The following is a 23,200-nucleotide window of genomic DNA, read 5'->3' as shown; positions in this document are numbered from 1 at the left end:
GGACAGAGAATGGCGAACAAGCGGCACAAGCCCGAGGAAATAGTTCAGAAGTTACGACAAGTTGACGTGCTGGTGGGCCAAGGAATGGCTCGTGTGGATGCGATCCGCGAGGTGTGCATAACCGAGCAAACATATTACCGCTGGCGCAAGCAGTATGGCGGGATGGGAACCGACCAACTGAAAGAGCTCAAGCGGCTGCAAAAGGAGAATGAGCGGCTGCGGAAGGCGGTCTCCGACCTGACGCTGGACAAGCTCATCCTGAAGGAAGCGGCAAGGGGAAACTTCTAAGCCCCGCCCGGCGCCGTGCCTGCATCGACCTGATCAAGAGTGAAATGAAGGTGTCGGAGCGCCGGATCTGTCGGGTCTTGGGGCAGCATCGCTCGACGCAAAGGTATCAACCACGAGGTCGAGAAGATGAAGACCGGCTCGTGGCGGACATGATCGAGCTGGCCAGGCAATACGGAAGCTACGGCTACCGTCGCATTGCGGTGCTGCTGAGAGACGCCGGCTGGCAGGTCAGCGATGGCCGCGTCGAACGGCTGTGGAAACGGGAGGGGCTGAAGGTGCCACCGAAACAACCCAAGAAAGGCCGGCTTTGGCTGAACGACGGATCATGCATCAGGCTGCGGCCCGAATATCGGAACCACGTCTGGAGCTATGACTTCGTCCACTGCCGAACCGACGATGGCAAAGCATTCCGCACATTGAACATCATCGACGAGTTCAGTCGAGAGTGTCTGGCGATCCGGGTGAAGCGGAAGCTAAACTCGACCGACGTGATCGACGCCTTGACCGACCTGTTCATCCTGCGCGGGCCACCGGCCTTCGTCAGGAGCGACAATGGTCCTGAGTTCGTCGCTGTGGCGGCACGTGAATGTATTGCAGCCGTCGGCGCAAAGACGGCCTTCATCGAGCCAGGCAGCCCCTGGGAGAATGGCTATGTCGAGAGCTTCAACGCCCGGTTCCGAGCTGAATTGCTCAACAAGGAGATCTTCTACTCGCTCAGGGAGGCCCAGATCATCATCGAGGGTTGGAGAAAGCACTACAACACTAAGCGGCCTCACAGCGCCTTAGGTTACCGACCGCCAGCGCCCGAGAGCATCGTCCCAATAGACCAGAGGCCTGTCATGCACTAACAATCAAACCGGACCAGTCAGATTGGGCTGCTCAGAGGTGACCTCTCCTCATCGAACTGATGAAAGTGCACTTTCACTGCACTCACGGAGTGACGATCACCGTCATTCACTCAATGCAATATTACAAGATCGATGCCTCGCTTGACGTTTATGAACACGCCAAGAACGCCCATATCTATTGGATTTGAGGAAATATGATGCTTAATGCTATCAGCGGTATTGCGCCGATAGCATAATATCGTCACTGCTCGGCTCAGGTGTGACAGGTAGTGGCCGACCTTCCTAAACCGAAGGGGTAGATGCTGGCAAGGGGGAAGTAATGACGTTTGATCTGGGGAAGACCGCACCGAATGTGGTCACCGAAGGTCGTTTGCGAAGCCTGATGGTGGAGGGGTTTAATGCAGAAGTCATCTGCACCTCGTCCGCCACTCGAAAAGCCGGAATCTGGTACGGGAAATGGGTCATTCGCGGTGTGAGCCAGGACGGCTCGTCGGAACGCTTGCTGGTTCTCTCAAGAGCCTCAGCCGATAAGGACGAAGTCCAGATCCGCGAATTCAAAACCGCCAACGGTTTGATCTCATTCCTCTATGATCTTGGATGTCGTCACGCCAACATCCCTCTCACAGAAGGTGGACGATCAACGCATACCCTGCAGCCTAAGGACGCAGATTGACGCCGTTCAACGGTCCTTGGATATCCTCTCGAGGAAGCGACCGTATTCCCGGCTGACCTCTTGGGCTTCTGCGAAGGCTCGGGCGCGTTCTTCATCGAGGCACAGGAAGTATCGCTGGATCTCCGAGATGTAAATCTCGAAATCCTTCTGGATAATGTCCGCGAATTCGCGGACTTGTGCCGCATCGCTCGGAACGAATGGCCGTGGCGGCGCAAGGCAGGTCATCGCATGCGCCAGAGATCCGCAAGAAACCGCTGATACTATAAAGATGAAAAGAAGCGCTGGTGGATTGATTATAGCCATCGACCTCTCTTTCACGTTTGAAAACCGTGCAGTAGACCATCGCCCGACACTCGATAGACTATTTTTGATACTATTATTGATGTCAATATTATAATATCATATCGTAAGCATGTCCGTCACCAGGGCCCTGCCTGCAAACCAGGAGGTACGTCCGCAGAGATGGGGTCTCAGTTAAGCGAAGGTGCTCCGAATGTGGTTACAGAGACACTGTTCAAATCCCTCATTGAGAGTATGTGCTGCGCAGAGGTCGTCTGCGTCCAAACAGCCGAGAAAAAATCGTCGGTCTGGTATGGCGCGTGGATCATTCGTGTTGTTGATCCGGCGCGAACCTTCGAAAAACTTCTTGTCCCTGCGAGACACCACACGGCCCATGGTCCTGAAATCGTTCCTCGAACCTTCAAAACGGCCAACGGCCTCATATCGTTTCTTGGAAGTCTTGGCTTCACGCATGTTACAATCCCGCTCTACGAAGGCGGGCGCGCGTCGCACACGCTTCCACTTGAGAAGTCGCCTGACCCATCGCATCGTTAGTGTCTTCGCAATCTGCCTGGCACCTGCAGCCGTGCAAAGCGAAGGGATGGTTCTCGTCATGCAGCGCGACGGCTTGCTTCGGGCGTCAACATCCCAAAGCAAATTCGCGCGAAACTACAACGATGGGATCGGCCAAGGATCGTCAAGCCAGGAACTGGCCATCCTTGGGGATGAATTAAGTACACCCGCCGATGGATTCAGAACGGGCGGTGTCAACCAAAGCGCTCTTGCCCCGACCCCGGAAATCCTCTCAGCGATTGACGATACCGCACTCCGCTATGCCGCCCACCCCGGCCTCAGGCGCGCCGGGATCACCGTCACAGAGTGGCGGCAGGTCTTCCGTTCCAATATCGAGATCGAAAGCGCATATAACCCGACCGCCCGCAGCCGGGTTGGAGCCATTGGTCTCGGTCAACTGATGCCCGATACGGCGCGCGCGCTTGGCGTTGATCCGCACGACTGGCGCGAGAACCTCGATGGCTCAGCTCGGTATTTGGCGCAGATGTTGGCGGAGTTCGGTGATGTCCGCCTCGCCCTCGCCGCCTACAACGCGGGCCCTGAAGCCGTGACCCGCCACGGGGGCATCCCACCCTACCAAGAGACGCAAAACCACGTCAGCCGCGTGCTGGTCGTGTTCAACCGGCTTGAAGGAGAGACCTCGTGAAACCAAACCTGAACGCCACCCTTGCCCTGACTATGCTGCTTTTTACCATGGCCTCCCCTGTCTTGGCGCAGAGCATCGACCTGTCGCCCATCCAGACCCTTCTTCAAGGGATTGTAGACGCCATCACCGGACCACTAGGTATCGTGATTGGCACCCTTGCCCTAATCGGTGTCTTCCTCTCTTGGCTTTTTGGCATCCTCGATTTCCGGCAGGCGCTTTGGGTCCTTATTGCTATCGCGGGCATCGCCGCTGCGCCAACTGTTGTGTCTGCAATCTGGACAACCTGAGGACCACCAAGATGGCAGCGGAACAGTCTCCCCTCTTCACCGGGCTTGTGCGACCCCCGAAATTGATCGGATTGCCGATCATGTATGCCATGGTCTGGCTGTTCGGGTCAGTTCTGCTGTTCTTGTGGGTCCAGCATTGGGCCGTCACCGTTGCAGCGGCGGCGGCCTATCCGGCGATTTGGAAAGCGGCAGATTGGGATCCCAACTTCCTCAATGTGGTGGCCACCACCCTGCAGGAAACTCCACCGACCCCAAACCGCCAAGTACACGGGGGCGACAGCTATGCCCCCTGACGAGGCCCAAGTGCAGGACACGCTTCTTCCAGCATGGACCAGCAGGGAGAAGCAATTGGCCCATATGCTGCCCTACGTGAGCCTGGTCGATGGTCAGACGGTTCGAACGCGCGGCAATGAACTCTTTCAGTGCCTCCGACTGAAAGGCGTCAACAGCAACACGACCGATGATGCGTATCTCGACAAAACACGTGCACTCTTGGCTCAAATCATCGCCCAGATCGGTCCGGATTTCGGGTTCTACGTGCACAAAGTCTCGAAGGGGATTGAACACAACTTGCGGCCAATTGAAGGCAATGACTTTGCTGCGGCAGTAGATGTCGAATGGCGCAGATCTCTGGAGCAACGTGGCCTTCGGGACAAAACGCTGACGCTGACTGTGGTGCACCGCCCTGCGCTGGTTTCACGGCTACCGTTCTCGACGCGCAAATCCGCTTCACTGCTTGCAGCTCAGACGGAGAAACGCTTGCGCCGCCTGAATGAGGTTGTCGGCTTTCTGAAATCGACCTTTGCGGAGATGTCCCCGCGTCTCCTCGAGGCAAGCGCGGGTGAACTGCTGGGCTTTCTTGGAGGCCTGAACACGGGCCAGGAATTACCGCTCTTCTTGTCCTCCAAGTACGGTTTCGTAGCGCATGATGTTGCCAACTGCCGGGTCACCTTCAAGGGCGCAACCTTTGTTGTCTCCGATGGCGCGATCGGGACCCGCTTTGGCACCACATTCGCCATCAAGACCTATCCGCCGAAGACCGCCTGCACCATGTTCGATGACCTGAACCTGCCGGTGGATATGGTCGTCACCCATTCGTTCACGCCCATTAATTCCAACATCATGGCGTCGCGGATCAAGCGCCAGCGACGTCTGATGCGTGCTGCCGATGACGGTGCAATCTCATTGGAAGCCCAACTCGCCCACGCACTCGACGATCTGGAATCGAAACGCCTCAGCTTTGGCGATCACCACATGACCGTGACGGTCTTCGGTGACACATTGGAAGAACTCAGTGCCATTGCTGGGGAGGTGCGCAACATCGGGGTGTCTGAAGGTGTCAATCTCGTCACCGAAGCCTTTGCGGCAAAGACCCATTTCTTCGCACAACACCCCGGAAACACCGCTGCCCGGAGCCGCAAGGCGGCGATCACGAACCGGAACTTTGCCGACCTCGCTGCCTTTCATCGTACCCAACTCGGCAAGACCAATGATCAAGTCCCTTGGGGCCAGGCAATCTCGATGTTCCCGACACCAGAGCAATCCGCCTATCGCTTCAGCTATCATGAACAAGGCGCACCTGCTGCAGAGCCAACCGGCGGGCACACTCTCATCCTCGGCCGCCCCGGATCAGGCAAATCTGTTCTGTCAGCCTTCCTGCTCACGCAGGCGCGCCGAATCGAGGCGCGTGTATTTGTTTTCGATTATCGCCAGGGCATGGAGATGGCTGTCCGAGCAAACGATGGCCGGTATTCGACTGTGAAGGCAGGCGAGCCGACCGGACTGAATCCGCTTCGCACCGAGATTGATGAGCGCGGTCAGGCCTGGTTGTCCGATTGGCTGGCGGCATTGATCCAGCGTCCAGACAAACCACTATCGCCTGCCCAAACCAACCGCATTCAGGAGGTGGTCCGCCAAAACGCGACCGCGGCCCATGACGACCTTCGAAACTGGTCTGATCTCGCATCGCTCTTTGGATCAACGGATGACAACGGCGACCTGCACGAGCGGTTTCGGGAATGGGCAGAAACCGGGCGATTTGGCTGGATTTTCGGACAGACCCAGAAGGATACGTTTTCGCTCGAAGGGGAAATCGTCGGCTTCGATCTCACCGGCATCCTCGACAGTGAGAGCGAGAAAGAGCGCATGGCCGTTCTGTCATACCTATTTCGGCGGGTCGAACGGGAAATCGAAGATCGCAAACCCACAATCATCATCATCGACGAGGCCTGGAAGGCACTGGACAATCCCTATTTCGCCGAGCGGTTATCCAACTGGCTGGTCACTGCTCGAAAGCAGAACGCGGTTGTCGTGATGATGACCCAATACGCCAGTCAGCTGGAACAGACGCGGACCGGCAAAACCATCATCGAAGCCGTTCCGACGCAAATCCTGCTGCCAAATATTCGCGCCAGCGCGTCCGACTACGCGATGCTCAATCTCAACGACAAAGAGCTCGACGTTCTGCTGAACACCGGAAGCAACTCACGTCTTGGATTATTGCGGGATGATCAAGGCTCCGTTGTGGTCGACACCGATCTCAGCGCCTTGGGTCCCTTGCTCACCATCCTCGGCGGCATGGAAAAGGGAGAGCAGCTTGTCGGCACAGACTACCGAACTCGTCCCGACTTCTGGAGGCTGCCATGAGACCTTTCGTTCCCTTCTTGATCCTGATCTCAACCCTCGCGGGATGCGAGCAGTACAGACCGTCCGAGGCCAACTGCTTCAGTTTCGTGGCGCGAGGGGCTGCAGAGAAAAACTGCGACTTTGAGCCCCTGGACGATGTCGATCGCAGCACGGGGCGGCTCGAGTGATCTCCAGATGCGCGGCATATCTCCTCTTTGTCTACATCAGCTTGGGAACGGCGCAAGCTCAAGGTGTGCCAACCGTGGATACGGGGTTGGCCGTGCGTAACCAGGCGGCAAATGCGCATCGCGAACGTGATCTGGCCGTTCAACGCGAAAAGCTCACCGTCAAGGGGCAGATCGCCGAGATCGAACGCAAGCAACTAAGCGTGCTCCAGCAGATCCTCGACGCGCAAACGAGCTTTGGTGGTCACGGCATTCTGAGCACCATCGAAGCGCTCGAAGCGGGCGGAGCGCCAGAGCAAACTGCAGATTTTCTATACGGCGCTGATGATCCCAATCCAGGCGCAGATCAGATGTTTGGCGATGCTGCACTCAATATTGAGGAACTCATCCTTCGCGTCGCACAGGAGACCCATGGTCTTGGGGGCGTCGGCCGCGCGGGTTTGAGCGTCCGCCAATGGCGTGCCCTGCTGCAAGCTCTGATCTGGCAGGAAAGTCGGTTCACCATCGGCGCGCGCTCGCCGGTCGGCGCATTCGGTTTGACACAGATCATGCCGGGCACGGCAGGCGATCTTGGCATCTACCCAGAATACTATGATAACCCCTATCTGCAGGTGCAAGGCGGCGCGCGGTACCTCGCAGCACAACTGGCGCGCTTTGACGGCAACATCATCTATGCGCTTGCCGCCTACAACGCAGGTCCAGGACGCGTCATCGAATACAGCGGCGTGCCACCGTTCACTGAAACCCAGCACTACGTCACAGTCATCCCGCAAAAGTACAACGCCTATCTTGCCCGCATGGGCGGAGCTGAGGCGCTTGGCACCATCGACCCGGCCTTGCTCGCCAACTCGAACCTGTCTCTGACGAGCGCGGGTGCTGCGACCTACGGCAATCATTCGATGGCCACCATTCAGGCTGCCGCCATGCGGCTTGCCGGTATCGTCGAGCAGATCGGTGAAACATCGGACCTACAGGAGTCGATGGCGTTGAATGCCTACGCGCGCGCTGAACTTGTTCGGCTCATCGCCGCGCGCACACGCCTGCAAGCGACCCGAACGCGACCCCTGAGCGCGGGCGAGATTGACATGGCCTCTGCGCAACTAGAGGAGCAAAAGTTCATGGATTTCACTTTGGAGGATTTGGAATGACACACCGCATCTTCAGTTGGGCGCAGCGCAGAGTTTACCTGACCGCATTGGGTCTCTTGATGGCCATGGCGCCTGCCCCTTTCCAGTCTGTTCCGGCGGTCGCCCAGGGTGTGCCGACAGTCGATACTCAAAACATCACTCAGGAGATCCAGCAACTCCGGCAGATGATCGAAGACGAGGTCCTGCAGAACGAACAACTGGTCCAGCTGCGCGAGCAATTCGCCACGCTTCAAGAGCAGCTCGTCCAGCTTCAAGACACCTATTCCGCACTGACGGGGCTGACTGAGCTTCCCACTGTCATCCGCACCGAAATGGAGGACGAACTCAACGGCCTCCTCGATCAGGAGTTCGGCGACATACTGGCGACAATTGATACGATCCGCGAAGGCGACTTCTCCCGGCTCGCGGGCAACAGCGCAGGACAGATCGAAACGCAAATGACGCGCGTTCTGGCCGAGGCCGGGTTTGACGAAGACACGCTGCGAGAGATGGCGACGGGGGGCAATGAAGGGGCAAGTCGCACTGCAACGCGCGCCACAACGGGTGCCGTTATGTCCGCCGCGGCCCAGACCTCTTACGAAGAGGCGGGACAGTCATTGCAACGAGTGGACCGCCTTGTCGGCATGATCGGCGACATGGAAGAGCTGAAAGACAGCGTTGATCTCAACACGCGTGTCACAGCGGAACTGGCGATCGCGCTGGTCGCGATGTGGCAACTCGAAGCGGTGCAAACGGTTGGGACCGGACTGACTGGCGTTATCGACGCAGCCACCATCGCCGAAGAGCAACGGTACATGGATTTCACCCTGCCCGAGATTGAGGCCAGATAGGAGACGTTGGCCGGTGACGCGCGAAGCCGAAATCGTCGAAGAAGAACTGATCTACGGGGCACGGCGCCGGGAGCAGCTGTGGCAGCAACTTGCTTTCGCTGGGCTGATCTTCGGGGTTTTGGGCTGTCTTTCGGCCGCACTCGTCTCAATCCTAGACGTCGATCCGGCTCCCGTTGTCATTCCTTACGACCCCGAGACGGGGCTGGCACTTCCCAATGCATTGGTGGGCGCAGTGTCCGTCACGGAAAACCAGGCCATCATCGAGAGTGCCGTGTTTCGCTACGTGACCGACCGCGAAACCTACAATCAGCTCGACAACGATATCCGCGTGCGCAGCATTCTCGAGCGCTCCGACGGGGCCGCGGAGACCTCAATGCGCAGCATCTGGAACAGCGCAAACACCGATGCCTATCCGCCCAAGGTCTATGGAGCCAATGCCCGCCTCGATGTCGAAATTCTCAGCATCAACCGGATCGGAAGCGATCGCGCGACCGTTCGCTTGCGGAAGCGTTTGACCTCGCCTCAGGGGATCCAGGCGGGTCTCTTCACAGCCACCTTGCTCTTCGAGTTCCGACCCGAGGAACGCCGGTCCATCGACGATGTCTGGACCAACCCCTTCGGCTTTACCGTCACGGAATACGCCATTCGCTCCGACAGGCTGGAGAATTGACCATGCGCTTGATCCTTCCAGCTCTTCTGTCTGTCACTTTGTCATTTGAGGCAAACGTTGCCATTGCCGAGGCCATCCCAAAATCAGGACCGAATGACGGCCGCGTCCGCGTAGCCACATACCAGGACGGGCAGGTCTATCGGCTAAAAGTGAGCCTGACCCATGTCACGACGGTTGAGTTCGGACAAGGCGAAACCATTCGCTCAATCATCGCTGGCGACACCGAAGGTTTTCAACTCGACGGGGCGCCCGGCGGGCGCGCGTTCGCGGTGAAACCCAATGCCCGAGGTGTTCACACAAACATCACTGTCTATACCAATCGACGCAGCTACTACTTCAATGTGACAGAAAGCTCGTCGCCCACCTTCTATGTGGTCCAATTTCGGTATCCCGACGACAACCGGCGGCCCACAAATGCCGTTGCGCAGCGCGCTCCGAACTACAACTACGCCGCCAGCGATCGAAAGAGCTTCACACCGTCTTCGGTATGGGATGACGGCACATTCACCTACTTCCGATTCCCCCGAAACGCGCCCGTTCCTGCGATCTTCCAGCACAACAATGGCCGCGAGCGAACGGTCAACAGCACACAAGTCGAGAATGGCGTCTTGCGGGTCTCTGGCGTTGGACGCGAATGGGTCCTGAGGCTGGGGGATGAGATCGTCTGCATTCAATCGACCCATGAGGGCGAAACGTCGTGAGTGATATCGATGATCTCAGCAATCGCCTCGCTGCTCTCGAAGGAGCGAAACCGTCCAAACCGAGGTCGAGGCCCTCTCTTCTGACGGCGCTTTTGGGAACCAGCGCGGTCACGGTTCTGGGCCTGCTTGTTTACTCAGTTCTGCAAGAAACACCCGAAAACCCGCTTCCGACTGCGCAACCAGAGGAATTTCAGATGACTGGGGATGGGTTTGGCGAGATTAAGCCCTTCGCACCCCCTGCCCCACCGGAACCCGAGGTCATGGTCGTGGAGCCCGACCCGGAACCAAATGCGGAGTTGCTCGAACAGCTTGCAGACCTTCGTGCCGAGCTCGAAGCCCTGCAGACCGCATCGGAACCGGTTGTTGAAGAAGAGACCGCGGCCGCAGACGCTATCAACGCTCTGACGGCACAGATTGCCGCCCTGGAGGAAGCCTCACAAAGAGCGCAGGACCAGTTCAGCGAAGAACTGGCCGCGCGAGATCGGGAACTCCAGGAGTTGCGCATGGACCTCGACCTCGCAAAACTGCAGTCCCCCACCCCTGCGCCTGGACCATCAGAGGCCGATCTCCTGGAAGCTGAACGCCTGCGGTTGCAACGCGAGGAAGACGCAAGACGCTTGGCTGAGCTACAGCGTCGACGGGACCAGGACGCGGCGTTTCAGGAAGCACGGATCAAGTCACCCACCATCGCATTTGGCGGCAACAGCACGGGCGAAGGCGAACTGGAAGAACGGACCTTCGAAGACGTGACCGACTTCGTCCTCAACGGCGCCCTACCCTCAACCGTCACGCAAGCAGAGGTCATCGCAAATCCCGGCAATACCATTGTGCAAGGAACAATGATCCAGGCCGCGATCGAGACGGCAATCTCGAGCGAGCTCCCGGGGCAGGTCCGCGCAGTCATCACCGAGGACGTTCACTCCTACGATGGGTCCCGCATTTTGATTGCGAGAGGATCGAAGCTGATAGGCCGATATCGGTCTGGTGCGGACATCGCACAAAGCCGCATCACTATCGCCTGGGATCGGATCACCCTGCCCAACAACCAAACGGTCACCATCAGCTCGTTTGGAGGCGATGAACTCGGGCGCGCCGGTGCTACGGGGTTTGTCGACACACGGTTCAAGGAGCGTTTCGGCTCGGCGGCGCTGATTTCGTTGATCACGGCTTTACCAGGCGCGGCTGCGGCTCAGGTCGAGGACGAAACGTCTGCCGAAATCCTCGAAGATGTAGGCGACGACTTTGCGGAGAGCGCCGACAGTGTCGTCGACGACTACCTGTCCATCGGTCCGGTGATCTACGTCGAACAGGGTGCAAGGATCACTGTGATGGTAGATCGTGATCTGGAGATCTTCTGATGTCAGGCGCATACCTTCAGGCCTCGCTCGACAAACTTACCGATGCTTCGCGCGACGATGTCATCGAAATCTGCATTAACCCCGACGGTTCTGTCTGGGGCGAATTCCAGGGCGATAGATTCATGTCGCCATTACAAAGCAGCCTGACGCCGACCGAGATAAAGGACATCGGAACCCAGATCGCATCGGCCTCCAACTCGACGATCAGCAAAGACAAGCCAATCGTATCTGTGAGCATCAAGTACCGTGACCGCCCGGTCCGCGCGCAAGTCATCATGCCACCGGCAGTCAGCGAGGGCATGTCAATCTCTTTACGGTTCTTCACGTCGCTGCCCCTCCAAGACGTGGAGCTGAAATTCCTTTTCGGGTCTGAGCGCAGCCTCGAGACAGACAGATTGAAGAGAAACCAGGAACTCCGAGATGTCGTCAAAGGCGGCGATATCTGTGCCGCTGTACGCTTCTGCGTCGCGCACAAGCTGAACATGATCGTCTCGGGCGGCACATCAACCGGCAAGACGGTAGCAGCACGTAAGATCCTGTCATTTGTCGCGCCAGAAGAACGCATCATCACAATCGAGGAAGCCGCTGAGCTGATCCCCACGCAACCAAACGTCGTGACCCTCCTCGCCAGCCGGGAGGAAAGAACCCGCAGCGCTGACACATTACTGACGTCAACGTTGCGCATGCGCCCGGATCGCATTGTCCTTGGCGAGGTCAGAGGCTCCGAAGCAATGACCTTCCTTGAAGCGATCAACACCGGCCACGGCGGATCCATGACCACTTTACACGCCGAAACGCCCCAGTTGGCAATTCAACGCCTAGCGATCGCTGCCCTGAAGACTGAAGTGCCGATGACTCACACCGACATGGTAGAATACATCGAAAACTCAATCGACGTGATCATTCATGCCGCGCGCTACGCAGGCGACCGCGGGATCACGGAATTCCATTTACCTGGACAGACCGGAGCAACCGCAACATGAAGACCTTTGAACACGAAGTCCTGACGTTTGATTCCAGCGACAAGAAGGGTTTCGAGATAATGAAGAGTACTCTGTCGGCTTGGGGTGATGCAGGTTTTGAGATCGTGTCTGTCGTCGGATCTTCGGTCAACGCTTCATTCTTCACAGTATTCCTGAAACGTCCACGATCAGCAGACGAACCACTCGCTTAGGAGACTGGAACATGATCATCAGAGAAGTCGCCTTGGTACTTGCGTTTGTTCTCTCAAGCGGTTCGGCAAAAGCTCAACTTGTTCCAGGATCCGGAGATCAACTCTTGGTTTGTCCGAACCGTCCACCAGACCCCGAATTGGTTACCAAAATGGGCTTAAAGGAGTCGCACAAGGCCATCCTTATTGAGCGCATGTATCGTGCAACCTCATATGACACGATATTGGAAACTGGAGAGTGCTCATGCGCGAACCGTTTTCCGGCGTGGGACACAGTAGTCGAGTACTATCTGGCGAACTACGCGCGCCTCGAAGCCCGCCATGAAATACAGGAACGAACGAAACACTATCGGCACTCAATAGATCAAAACCGGCCAGCAGTTCGCGATCTGTGCATTGCACAAGACAACTGGGACTGACCGATGAGTATTGTCACCTTCTTTGTTGAAACTGCGGATGGTTATCTCGAAGATGCGGCAGAGACCCAATTTGGTGCTGTGGCTTCAACGGTGGGCAGCATCATTCTGGTCTCGATCACACTCTTGGTCATCCTCGTGAGTATCAACATGGCGTTTCAGGTCCGTTCGATGGACGGTCGCACTGCCTTCTGGTTGGGGGTGAAACTTGTTCTAGTCGGCGTGTTTGCCACAAATTGGGTCCAATTCAATGCTTTTGCGACAGCCATTCTGAATGGCCTGGACAGTATCGCGGGCTCATTGGTCGCCGCAGTTGGCGGCGGTGCACCAGGACCCTCAGGCACTTTTGCCGAAGAGTTCGATGCGATCATCGCCGAATTTGCCGCGTACCTCAACACAATTGGCGACGGCATGCATTGGATGGCGGGCACCGCAATGGGAGTCGTCGGGACCGTTTTGCTCTCCCTGCTCGGTGGGCTAGCAGCATTCTTTCTGATTGCATCCCGTTTGATGATTGCGTTGCTGATCGGTCTCGCCCCAATCATGATCTTCCTTACAATTTTTGACGTCACAAAAGACTACTTTGCACGATGGTTATCTGCACTGATCTCGTTTTCCATCTACCCGATCGTGATCGCTGGAGTCTTTGCCACGATAATCGGCGTTTCCGACTCTTTGATCCGAGAACTTGGAGACCCGGAACGGGCATCGACAATTGGGGCAGTGGTACCCTTCTTTATGATGATCTTCATGGCTAAGGGATTTGTTGTTGCGACGCCGTTCCTAGTACGTGCGATCTCAGGGAACATCGTTATGCCAGCACTATCAGGAGGCCTTGGAGGGGCCTACGCCTTCGGCAGAGCCGCCGCCGGTAGTCAGCAAGCCTACAACCGTTATCAAGTTGGAACAGCATCTGCCATGGAATACGCGGCACTCCGCGGACGGCAGATGTTGGGCATTCAAAACCTATCGGGGAGGACTGGCTTTCCACAGCCAGCGAACAATTCTGTATCCGCTAACACCAATCCGCCGGCGACGGGAACTGCGGCTCGCATGGAAGCACAGAAAGCCCGCGCGCAGCGTTTGGCAGACGCCAAGAAAAGTTGATACGGGACTGTTCTCAGATTGGTGCGCACTACCGCATTTATCGCCAAAGCAGACCTTCCAGCAGCTTGTGGCGAATGACCACCAAGAGCCCAAAGTGCTTGATGCTGCAGACTGCGCCAATGTCGGTTCTCAACAGGTGGCCAAAAACGTGACAATATCAAAGGCAGTTTTGCCAAAGGTTTGTGGCACAAGATTTTCCAACGATTCCGGCGTCAGCAGCGACCATGACAAAAACGACCGTTTTTGACCAGCTGGTTCTGGCAGAAGGTTTTTGTCTTCGTTGACCCTGCTATGCCTGCGATCTTAGTTTACTTTAGGATTGTTAGGATTGGCACATGTCTGAAGAATTGCATCTCGCAGAGGTAGGTACACTTCGCGGCGAGCTTAACTCGGTCATAGACCGGATGAATGGGAACGAAAACTTCTCCGCAGGGACCGTCTCAGCCATCTTTGCGTTTGTTCTCTCCACCAAAATTTCTGTGATCAGCTTGGTGCTATCTTTCTTGTCTTTGATCATCATTTTCATCGGCTTAAGGCGCTATACGGAGCTTCGCGCCCATGCTCGTAAGCTGGACGAATACCTGCAAGGGATTGAAAAAGGTTTGTCCTCAGGAGGGGGTTGGACTGTTCACTACTATGACACCATCAAAGGCAGCTCGTCTGGCGGGTACTCGACCACCAGATACATCTTCTGGATTGCTTTGGGAGCTGTGTGCCTGCTGGGAACGGTCTATGTGGGCCATTCACTGTTCGAAGGCGCACCAACAAGCCCATCTGCCTGAGTGCCAAAACTCAGACGTTTCGGTCACCGGCGGAAAGGACCGTTTTTGGCGTACTTGTTTTGGCAGGAGGTTTCTGTCCTATCTGCGTGACGCAACTCTGTATTTCTAAACCGGCAATATCATTTGCTCCGATCACGAAGGAACAGGAGTCCCTTCGCGGAAAAGAGCGCCATTGATCTGCTGGTCAGATAGGAACATGCTGCTAGTCATGAATGTCGGTTTGAGTACAGATGTAGCCCAAGAGAGCTATCGTGTTGTGTTTGTTTGCGGAGATGGGCGTGCGCTTTCTCCTATGTGCGCTTCGATTTTTTCGGCCCTATGCAAAGACGACGACATCGCTGTGTCAGCATCAATCGACGATCCAAAAGATTTGTATTCTGCGGCATCGAAAACATGCCGTGCGGTTGGTATCCGACTGACGAGGCAGCCGCGATCAAAATGGCATGATAAGTTATCAGTTGAGCAGGATGCTACAACCACCATCTGTTTGACCCCCGGAGCACAGCATGTCGTTCTGGAAGCCACGGCACAAGAGAACTTTGACGTAGAGTATTGGCCCCTAAGCCTACCAGATTGGGAAGATGAGGGTTCGTTCGAGAAGCAAGATACAGCGCACAATCAACTCAGGGACACAATTGAGCACAAGATCAAGGAGCGCTTCGGTTTCGAAGGAAACCTCTTGGAAAGAGCTGAGTCTCTTGCCTCTAGTTCTGCGTCGAAGACTGAACGAAGTTCTGAATCGTCGCTTCAAAGTGTCTTGTCGACTAGGTCTACTGAAATTCTGCTTTATCTGAACTCATTGAGTAGCCTGCTTGATGAAAAGCTATCTGACCTCGAGAAGGATAAGCCCAACGACCCTGAGCGATTATCTGAATGGGACGAACTCGTGCAATTCTTGAAGGAGCTTCGCAGTATTGTTGAAGGTCTACATCAACAGGTAGAGGCGTTCATCGCATCGCCATCGCTAGACGCTGCCGACGAACAAAAGTTACAAACCACGCTTTCTTTGTACAAGCAGCACTTCAAAACCTGGCCTCGCGAAAACTCTGGAGAGGTCGTTGATGGGAGCTTCCGCGTGGCTCTCGTTGGGTTCTGCGGCGTTGTCGGTGGTTTATTTGGCCAGCCAATTGCTGGCGCAGTGATAGGAACAGCGATTTTCGGTGGTCAGAAAATCGGAAAGACAATCGTTGAGGCGATAAAATCTGGAAATAGCCTGTAAGAACTCTTCAGCGGTCTTTGTGCAGAAGCACGGCAGGCACCATGGAGGAATAATCCATTCTAGCCAACAAGGCAGGATGTGCCAAATCTCATACGTTTCTGTCACAAGCGAAAACGACCGTTTGTGACCGGCCACGTTTCTCGAAAGCAGACTTTGGCGCAGCCGCAGCGAATTCGCACTTTGTCCCGCACACCGGGCATTTGTGACAGCCAGGGTCAATGACAGGGTTGCGGGACACATACTGGTTATTGACGCTCTCAACCCGAACAACCGTATTTCATGCCAAGTTCCAGTTGAAAGACGACGTCCTGCCCTATTGTGGTGCAGCTTTGGACGCAGAACCAGATCCATCGTACTTGTTGGTTTTCTAAGTTACAGGTGCCCACAACGGGAGAACCTGCTCAGGCGCGCCGCAACTGGTCCCGCAAAGCTAGCTGTGCTCCTTCATGGAGCAAAGGTGCGCCTGCGGTTGACAGGCATCAAGAGTATTGGAGCTAGCGCTTTTCATTGCTCCTAAACGACGGGGCACGCTGTGATTGAGTTTTATCCAGCCTCGTCTACTATCGCGATTGGTTTGGCGGCGGCTGGCGGGCGCAAATTTGACACGAAGGAAAAACTTGATGCGGTTCGCTTCTGTAGCGCTTCTTCTGTTTAGTCTCTCCGGTGCTCTGAACGCGCAAGAGGTCAATCTCGACCCGCTCGTCGTTCCGTTCGCAGAGGTGCCGCCTTTTTCGTTTGCAAACCCGCAAGGTGAGCGAGACGGATTCTTGATCGCGATGGCTGAAGAAATCGGCTCGGAAATAGGTGTACCGATTGAATATCTGGACGTTTCCAATTCCCGCGAGTTCATTGACGTACAAGTCAAAGGACAAACGCAGCTCATCCCCGGAGTTTTGCAGCTTTCCCCGTTAGCCCAAACCAATCTGTTTTCCGTTGCAATCGCCGAAGACAGTTTGCGGCCAGCGGTGCGCGCCGACAATCAGACGTTGATCGACTCGGGTGTACTTGAGGGCCAAAGCGTCGGTATTGTGCCTCCGGCTGTCGGATCCGACGCACCGATCCTAGAGCAGAATAAAGCTGTCGAATTTGACAGTCCGCAGGCTGCTCTAATGGAGCTTTTGACAGGTAGAGTGGACGCACTCCTGCTGCCGCCCCCCACTGTTCATAGGCTTGCACGAGATGCAGGTGTCGATGGGCGCATCCGTTTCATTGGCGAACCTTTGATGGTCGCCTCCCGACATGTCGCTCTGCATCAAAGCCGAGCTGATCTCATGCCTGCAATCAACGAGGCAATTGCTCGAATGGACGCGGATGGGCGCCTTGAGGAGCTGCGCAAGCGCTACAGTATCAGATTGCCACTGCCACCACCTCAAACCCTTACAATTGGTATCAATCACGCACCCCCTTATGGAGTGATAGAAGCCGACGGAGAATTCTCTGGCTTTACCGTGGACGTGTGGAGGGCGATCGCACAGTTGGCAAACTTGTCCATCGAATTCCAAGCGGTCCCGGGGGATGTTTATAGCGCTGGACCCAGTTCGAGTACCGAGATCGACGCTGCCGGCCTACTTCTCATCTCCGAGGAGCGCGCAGAACGCATGGATTTCACGTTGCCGCTGCAAGAGATCGACTATCAGTTATTCTTCAGAGCTGACAATCCACCCGAAGATAATGTCAATCCTCTTGCCGGTCGTTCCATCGGCGTGCTTCCTCAGTCGCTGAACGACGAGAACCGGCGGCTGCTTCGGGAAAGTCAGGTTGTGAGCGCCGCCTCTATAGACACCCTAGTGGACGGGCTTATTGACGGAACGTATGACAAGATCCTCACGCTTCCTGAGGCTGCAAGGGAGTTGTTCCGAGAAAAGGGTGTCACTGATGACATTCGGGTTGCTGATGGGATAGTGATTTCATCACAGCTCGCGCCGGCACTGCGGCAAGGCCTAGGCGCGGTCCAAGAGCGGCTCAACGCCGTGATCCCGGGCTTTGTTCTGTCTGATGAATACGCCGCGCTGCAACAAAAGTACTTCGCCGCGCCGGTGTTTTGGACGCGTGCGCGGATCATCTGGTCTCTGATCGTGACTGGTGGATCGCTTCTCCTGTTGGTCGGAATTGTCATCAGCCTAAACGTGCGGACGCGCTTGAGAGCAGCTGCGACCCTAACATCGGTGCGCCGTGAGCTTGAGACGATTTTCAATGCGGCCACCAGCGGGATCGTGGCTTTGAGCGCGGATGGTCAAATCCTGCGTATCAACAATCGTGCCCGGCATTTTCTCGGTGGTATCTCTGGCGAGCCCCCACTTGCATGGCCGGAGGACATCAGGTTCCTCGAGGCTGAAACCCTGAATCCACTCGACAACAGCGCTGATCCTATACAACGTGCGCTCTCTGGTCATGGTCTCAATAAACAGACCCACCTGCTACGCCGATCGAATTCAGAGGAAGATCGACGCTACGTGCGTGTGGACAACGCCTCTTTGGCAGATCCCGAAAGTGGTATTCACACAGTTCTTGTTATTGACGATGTCTCTGAAGAAGAGCGCAATCGGCAGGTCATTGAACGCAGAACTCGCCTCGATGCACTTGGGCAACTTACCGGCGGCATTGCACATGACTTCAATAACCTTCTCGCCTCTCAGCTTTACTCGATAAGCCTCGCCCGTAAGTCGAAAGACAGCCGGAAGCGAGAGAAGTATCTGGAGGTCACTGAGAACTCGATCAGCCGGGGCCGTTCCCTGACGAACCGCCTCTTGGCATTTGCGCGCAAACAACCTGGCTTGTCATCGGCGCGCAAAACAAACGAAGTCTTGAACGACTTCGAACTTCTCATTCGTCCTATGTTGGAAGAAAAGATCGCACTGACGTTTCAATTGGAAGACCCACAGCTCCGGCACTTCTGTGACCAAACCCAACTGGAAACTGCCTTGATGAACCTCGTACTGAACAGTCGTGATGCCATTCTGCGTTCGGGCCGGGGTAGTCGAATTGAGGTTAGCGCTCGCCCTGTTCGTGCGCCTGATGCTGATCTTGACATGCGTCAGAGCGGTTCTGACCTCGAAAAACCGGCGGTAGACGGCAAGAGTTTCCGATACGTGGAGTTCATCGTTACTGACAATGGACCTGGCATGGACGATGAGACGCTTGCGCGCTGTACAGATCCTTTCTTTACAACCAAGGGCAGCAACTCCGGCACAGGTTTGGGTCTGGCCATGGTCTATGGGTTTGTTCGGCAGTCCTACGGAGATCTTCGCATCTACTCTGAGATCGGTGTCGGAACAACGGTACGCATGACCTTGCCGCGAGGGGCTGAGGATGGATTGCGCGAGGCGCGCGTGCCAGAAATAACACCCAAGCGGGGCGGAGGTCAGAGCATTTTGGTAGTCGAGGACGAAGTACAGTTATTGGCGATGTTAGGCGAAACTCTGGAGGATTTGGGTTATCAGGTGACGACAGCAAGTTCTGGAAAGACTGCATTGGAGATGGTGGAGAAGGGTCAGCAATTTGCTCTGCTGTTGACTGATGTAGTCATGCCTGGTGAGATCGGGGGCTTCGAACTTGCGCGTCGTATTCGGCAGGTCGATTCTCAAATGCCGGTGATCTACATGTCCGGCTACACGGGGTTCACCGCGTCAGAAATGGGGGACGTGCAAGCTCCTCTTCTGCAAAAGCCGACGCCGCCCGCAGAACTTGCTGAAGCGATAGAAGTCGCCATACGAGATTTGTAAGGAGCGGGAAGATGGCCAAGATCTTAGTTCTAGAAGATGATACTGAATTCGCTGACCTCTTGGTAGTTAGTCTTGAAGGGGACAATCACTCGGTAGAGGTTTGCAACACAACGGCTGATGCGCTCAATGCCTTGAAAACTGCGCGCTTTGATTTGATCGTCTCAGATGTCTTCATCAGAGCCGATGGCAAGTTGAGCGAAAAAGGAGGCATTAGCCTGGTCAGTCGGGTAAAGCAGACGAGTCCAAATCCGATACCAGTCATCGCGATTTCAGGGAGCTTTGATGATGGTCAGGGTAAGATCTTCAAATCAAGCCTGAAAACCGTCGGTGCCGATGCTGTGCTAGCGAAACCATTCCACCCTGAGCAACTACTGGATCTCGTCTTTGAATTGACGAATAGGGAGTAGAGCACTCATTGGACCAAACGACAGCGCTCCGGCCTAACGACTAAAGCTTTGGTTCAGAATATACCTCTATTGCGCATGACTGCTGCACGGCGAGACCTTTGGCCCGATACCTGCCGGTGACGGGCGAGCAGCACGGCAGCGAGTTACTTGGCCAGAAAATCATCCCGTGGACCTATCTCTGGCTCTTCTGCTTGGAGGGCTGGCTTGCGTTGGATGGTTGGAAGGGCGGCGGTGAACAGCCTCGCGAAGACGTGGAACCCCTGGGTAACCACGCAACAATACGGCGCTTAGCCTGGTTGTGAGCGTTTTCGAAGGTCCGCTTTTCGCAACGTTCAAGAAGATGGCTGAAACGCAGCAAAGTTCAGCTCTCCGTCCAAGGCTCTTTTCGCTGTTGGCGCGAAGCGCACAAAGCCGCCGTTTAGGTCGAAACACCTGTGTCAGCTTTGTACCGCGGTGCTGCTGTCCGAACGCCTTGCATCTAAGGTCCCGCAGCGAGCCATGGCGACAGATGCTGTGCGCGTTCAGAACCTCGGATTTGCTCATTTATCGGTTGACGCTGGCGGCTAGAAGTCGTGCCCTACTTCGATGGCATCCCTTGCAAAAAACACGAGATATGTCCGCCTCATTGGGGCCTCTGGAGCGACCAATCTAGCGGACGGCATCGCCAGTGTCGCCTTCCCATGGCTCGCAACTCTCCTTACCCGCGACCCTTTTCTAATCGGTCTCGTTGCATTTGCAGGTCGCTTTCCCTGGCTGCTACTCTCCGTGCCAGCAGGGGTGATCACCGACCGCGCGGATCGACGCAATTTGATTGTGCGCGCTGATATCTTTCGCGCTTTGCTGACAATGGGCGTTGTGGGTCTCATTCTTACGCTGCCTGGAGATATCGCGGATCGGTCCGAGTTTGAAAATGCTCTACCTTACGTGCTTGCGCTTTCAGCGCTTGCTTTCTTACTGGGTTGTGCCGAAGTGGTTCGGGACAACGCAGCGCAAACTTTAATGCCATCCATCGTTCGAACCGATGACCTCGAGCGCGCAAATGGCCGTCTTTGGACAGTTGAAACAGTCGTGGGGCGATTCATTGGTCCACCACTGGCAGGGTTTCTCATAGCTTACGCCTTGCCTGCACCCTTCATGTTAGATGCGGTCGCCTTTGGGTTTGCTGCGTTCCTTGTGTGGTGCATTGCGTTGCCGCCTCGGATGGCCCCACCAAGAAGGTCATGGCGCATTGAAACTGTTGAAGGATTGCGATGGCTATGGGAGCGACCAGTTCTGCGGCGTCTCGCTCTCTCGCTAGGTGTCATCAATGGATTGGCTTCGGTTGCGGCAACCATCCTCGTGTTGGTTTCGCAAGAGCGTCTGGGTCTGTCTGCGACCGGATTTGGACTTTTGTTGACAGCAGGAGCCGCCGGTGGCGTCGCGGGTGGGATGCTTTGCCCGGCCATCGTAGCGCGCTTGGGAGCACAGCGCAGCCTGATAGTGTCATTGGGTATCATTCCGTTGCCTTTTATCGCCATGATGTCATCCTTGTCGGTCGTGGTTGGCCTCGGTCTGTTCGTACAGACCTTTTTCGGGACACTCTGGAACGTGGTGACGGTGTCGTATCGGCAGCGCACCATCCCTGACGGCCTGCTTGGCCGTGTCAACAGCGTTTACCGGTTCTTTGGTTGGGGCACGATATCCTTGGGAGCGCTGCTCGGAGGTATTGTTGTTGGCACCAGCGAAATCTTCATCGAACGAGACACCGCGCTTCAAGTTCCCTTCATTCTTGCCTTCGCGGGGACCGGTGCGCTCTTTCTTTGGGGAGTACGTCGCTTGAAGCTTGAATAGTGCGTGCCGCCACGGTGTCCGAAAGCGGCTTTTCGCGCAGTTGCAACGAATTGGCACTCTGACTCGCAGTGCTGCTGGCCAAACACCTTACAGCTAAGCTCTGAATCCAGCCCAATGTGCTCATTAGTCGGAAAAAGGCGAACGTCTGGTTCCGGGGCTTGTCATTCTTCGTCGCCTGTGGATTGCTGCGATCTTAGAGATTTATGGAGAAAGCAGAATGATCGACCCCGCTGTGCTGCTAACCTATTCGTTGATCGTTCTTGGCTTTGTTTTCATTCCCGGACCGGCAACTCTCCTGACGATCGCGCGGGCCACAACTTCCGGAACGAAAGTCGGTATTGCGACGGGTGCTGGTATCACAGCGGGCGACGTCCTCCATACCATCATGGCAGTGGTCGGTATCTCCGCCATCATTTCGGCGTCTGCCACGCTGTTCACCATCGTGAAATATCTTGGGGCCGCGTATCTGGTTTATCTTGGTTTGAACGCGATATTCGAGAAGGCTTCTATCGATCTTGGCCAGGGACGCGTTCCGATCACGGCACCTCAAGCTTTCAGACAGGCGATCCTTGCCGAAGTTTTGAACCCTAAGACCGCGCTGTTCTTCCTTGCGTTTCTGCCTCAGTTTGTCGCCCCAGAAAGAGGCTCTGTCGTCGCACAGCTTACCGTGCTTGGGATCGTATTCGCACTGATCGGCTTCTTTAGCACAATCATCTACTCCGTCGCAGCAGGTGGCCTGGGCAACTTCCTCCGCCGCAATCCGACTGTTCTCAAGTGGCAAGGCAAGGTTGTCGGCAGCATCTATTGCGCTCTGGGTGTTCGGCTCGCGCTTCAGGAGCGGTAACAGACATTCCCGCTATTGCAGCTTTGTGAGCAAAGCCGTCGTTTTGGTAGAGCCATTACAAAATAACCAAGAAGCTGAGTAAGAGATGACTAGGCGAAGTTTTCGTCACGCAAAGATGGCTGATGCAAATCTCTGCTTCGCTATCGAAACCTCTGCCTACGAAGGTGACGAGGCCGCGACCCAAACCAAAATCTCCAAACGGATCGCCACCTACCCAGAGGGTTTTCTGATCCTTGAAGTAGACGGAAAAGTCGTTGGCTTCATCAATAGCGGCTGCGCGTATGAGGTCGAGATGTCCGACGAGGACTTCAAAGAACTCATAGGTCATGACCCCGATGCACCGAACGTGGTCATCATGTCTGTCGTGGTCGATCCTACAGCGCAAGGTCAAGGGCATTCCCGGGCGCTGATGGACGAATTCATCAGGCATATGCGACGGATGGGGAAATCAACAATCCACCTGATGTGCAAAGAACATCATGTGCCGCTCTATGAGAGATTTGGGTACGGCTATGTGCGGCCATCAGCCTCCAATCATGGAGGTATGACTTGGCATGAGATGTTTTTACAAATTTAGACCAATGGCTAATT

Annotated in this window: 22 protein-coding genes; 21 read left to right on the top strand and 1 reads right to left on the bottom strand. The window is 55.7% G+C overall.

What is annotated here, in order from left to right:
- The first annotated feature begins 9 nt into the window (after window positions 1–9).
- Window positions 10–1,136 (top strand): IS3 family transposase gene (locus tag ACVC7O_RS21915; protein ID WP_458326362.1). Its coding sequence is split into 2 segments (ribosomal slippage): window positions 10–274 and window positions 274–1,136, totalling 1,128 coding nucleotides; the frame shifts between segments, so codons are not numbered across the junction.
- Between the two features lie 319 nt (window positions 1,137–1,455).
- On the top strand, window positions 1,456–1,809 hold the full coding sequence (locus tag ACVC7O_RS21910) for a hypothetical protein (protein ID WP_458326361.1): 354 nt from the start codon (window positions 1,456–1,458) through the stop codon (window positions 1,807–1,809).
- Window positions 1,810–1,815: 6 nt separating this feature from the next.
- Here the strand turns inward: ACVC7O_RS21910 and ACVC7O_RS21905 are convergent, their stop codons facing one another.
- Complete coding sequence (locus ACVC7O_RS21905; RefSeq protein ID WP_458326360.1) at window positions 1,816–2,034, bottom strand: hypothetical protein; 219 nt, start codon at window positions 2,032–2,034, stop codon at window positions 1,816–1,818.
- A gap of 655 nt (window positions 2,035–2,689) precedes the next feature.
- On the opposite strand from ACVC7O_RS21905, the gene ACVC7O_RS21900 reads away from it, so the two are divergent.
- The 19 genes from ACVC7O_RS21900 (at window position 2,690) to ACVC7O_RS21810 (ending at window position 23,186) form a co-directional block, all read left to right on the top strand.
- The gene (locus tag ACVC7O_RS21900) at window positions 2,690–3,307 is read left to right on the top strand and encodes a lytic transglycosylase domain-containing protein (RefSeq protein WP_458326359.1); all 618 of its coding nucleotides are present in this window, start codon (window positions 2,690–2,692) and stop codon (window positions 3,305–3,307) included.
- Window positions 3,304–3,594, top strand: a complete 291-nt coding sequence (locus ACVC7O_RS21895) for a TrbC/VirB2 family protein (RefSeq protein ID WP_458326358.1) — start codon at window positions 3,304–3,306, stop codon at window positions 3,592–3,594. Before ACVC7O_RS21900 ends, ACVC7O_RS21895 begins: the two co-directional genes overlap by 4 nt.
- 11 nt (window positions 3,595–3,605) lie before the next feature.
- Window positions 3,606–3,887, top strand: coding sequence for a type IV secretion system protein VirB3 (locus ACVC7O_RS21890; RefSeq protein ID WP_458326357.1), 282 nt, complete (start codon window positions 3,606–3,608; stop codon window positions 3,885–3,887).
- Window positions 3,877–6,240, top strand: a complete 2,364-nt coding sequence (locus tag ACVC7O_RS21885; RefSeq protein ID WP_458326356.1) for a VirB4 family type IV secretion/conjugal transfer ATPase — start codon at window positions 3,877–3,879, stop codon at window positions 6,238–6,240. Before ACVC7O_RS21890 ends, ACVC7O_RS21885 begins: the two co-directional genes overlap by 11 nt.
- 232 nt (window positions 6,241–6,472) lie before the next feature.
- Complete coding sequence (locus tag ACVC7O_RS21880) at window positions 6,473–7,552, top strand: lytic transglycosylase domain-containing protein (protein ID WP_458326390.1); 1,080 nt, start codon at window positions 6,473–6,475, stop codon at window positions 7,550–7,552.
- A 59-nt stretch (window positions 7,553–7,611) separates the two neighbouring features.
- Window positions 7,612–8,382 carry a type IV secretion system protein gene (locus ACVC7O_RS21875; protein ID WP_458326389.1) on the top strand — a complete coding sequence of 257 codons (771 nt, stop codon included), beginning with the start codon at window positions 7,612–7,614 and terminating at the stop codon, window positions 8,380–8,382.
- Window positions 8,383–8,395: 13 nt separating this feature from the next.
- On the top strand, window positions 8,396–9,052 hold the full coding sequence (locus ACVC7O_RS21870; protein WP_458326355.1) for a virB8 family protein: 657 nt from the start codon (window positions 8,396–8,398) through the stop codon (window positions 9,050–9,052).
- A 2-nt stretch (window positions 9,053–9,054) separates the two neighbouring features.
- Complete coding sequence (locus ACVC7O_RS21865; protein ID WP_458326354.1) at window positions 9,055–9,753, top strand: TrbG/VirB9 family P-type conjugative transfer protein; 699 nt, start codon at window positions 9,055–9,057, stop codon at window positions 9,751–9,753.
- Complete coding sequence (locus tag ACVC7O_RS21860; protein ID WP_458326353.1) at window positions 9,750–11,111, top strand: TrbI/VirB10 family protein; 1,362 nt, start codon at window positions 9,750–9,752, stop codon at window positions 11,109–11,111. Before ACVC7O_RS21865 ends, ACVC7O_RS21860 begins: the two co-directional genes overlap by 4 nt.
- Window positions 11,111–12,094 carry an ATPase, T2SS/T4P/T4SS family gene (locus ACVC7O_RS21855; RefSeq protein ID WP_458326352.1) on the top strand — a complete coding sequence of 328 codons (984 nt, stop codon included), beginning with the start codon at window positions 11,111–11,113 and terminating at the stop codon, window positions 12,092–12,094. Before ACVC7O_RS21860 ends, ACVC7O_RS21855 begins: the two co-directional genes overlap by 1 nt.
- A 202-nt stretch (window positions 12,095–12,296) precedes the next feature.
- The gene (locus ACVC7O_RS21850; protein WP_458326351.1) at window positions 12,297–12,701 is read left to right on the top strand and encodes a hypothetical protein; all 405 of its coding nucleotides are present in this window, start codon (window positions 12,297–12,299) and stop codon (window positions 12,699–12,701) included.
- A gap of 3 nt (window positions 12,702–12,704) precedes the next feature.
- Window positions 12,705–13,805 (top strand): type IV secretion system protein, encoded by a 1,101-nt coding sequence (locus ACVC7O_RS21845; protein WP_458326350.1) that lies wholly within the window; start codon window positions 12,705–12,707, stop codon window positions 13,803–13,805.
- Window positions 13,806–14,140: 335 nt separating this feature from the next.
- Window positions 14,141–14,587 (top strand): hypothetical protein, encoded by a 447-nt coding sequence (locus ACVC7O_RS21840; protein WP_458326349.1) that lies wholly within the window; start codon window positions 14,141–14,143, stop codon window positions 14,585–14,587.
- A gap of 196 nt (window positions 14,588–14,783) precedes the next feature.
- Window positions 14,784–15,806 carry a hypothetical protein gene (locus ACVC7O_RS21835; RefSeq protein WP_458326348.1) on the top strand — a complete coding sequence of 341 codons (1,023 nt, stop codon included), beginning with the start codon at window positions 14,784–14,786 and terminating at the stop codon, window positions 15,804–15,806.
- A 620-nt stretch (window positions 15,807–16,426) separates the two neighbouring features.
- Window positions 16,427–19,528 (top strand): transporter substrate-binding domain-containing protein, encoded by a 3,102-nt coding sequence (locus ACVC7O_RS21830; protein ID WP_458326347.1) that lies wholly within the window; start codon window positions 16,427–16,429, stop codon window positions 19,526–19,528.
- A gap of 11 nt (window positions 19,529–19,539) precedes the next feature.
- Window positions 19,540–19,935, top strand: coding sequence for a response regulator transcription factor (locus tag ACVC7O_RS21825; RefSeq protein WP_458326346.1), 396 nt, complete (start codon window positions 19,540–19,542; stop codon window positions 19,933–19,935).
- A gap of 585 nt (window positions 19,936–20,520) precedes the next feature.
- Window positions 20,521–21,765, top strand: coding sequence for an MFS transporter (locus ACVC7O_RS21820; protein ID WP_458326345.1), 1,245 nt, complete (start codon window positions 20,521–20,523; stop codon window positions 21,763–21,765).
- A 217-nt stretch (window positions 21,766–21,982) separates the two neighbouring features.
- Entirely contained in the window at window positions 21,983–22,609 is a 627-nt protein-coding gene (locus ACVC7O_RS21815; protein WP_458326344.1) for a LysE family translocator, read from the top strand.
- 85 nt (window positions 22,610–22,694) lie between these two features.
- Complete coding sequence (locus tag ACVC7O_RS21810) at window positions 22,695–23,186, top strand: GNAT family N-acetyltransferase (RefSeq protein WP_458326343.1); 492 nt, start codon at window positions 22,695–22,697, stop codon at window positions 23,184–23,186.
- The last annotated feature ends 14 nt before the right edge of the window (window positions 23,187–23,200 follow it).

This window comes from Roseobacter cerffii, from assembly GCF_054226325.1.
The sequence above is the reverse complement of the archived record's forward strand: the minus strand, read 5'-3'. Positions and strand labels throughout refer to the sequence as shown.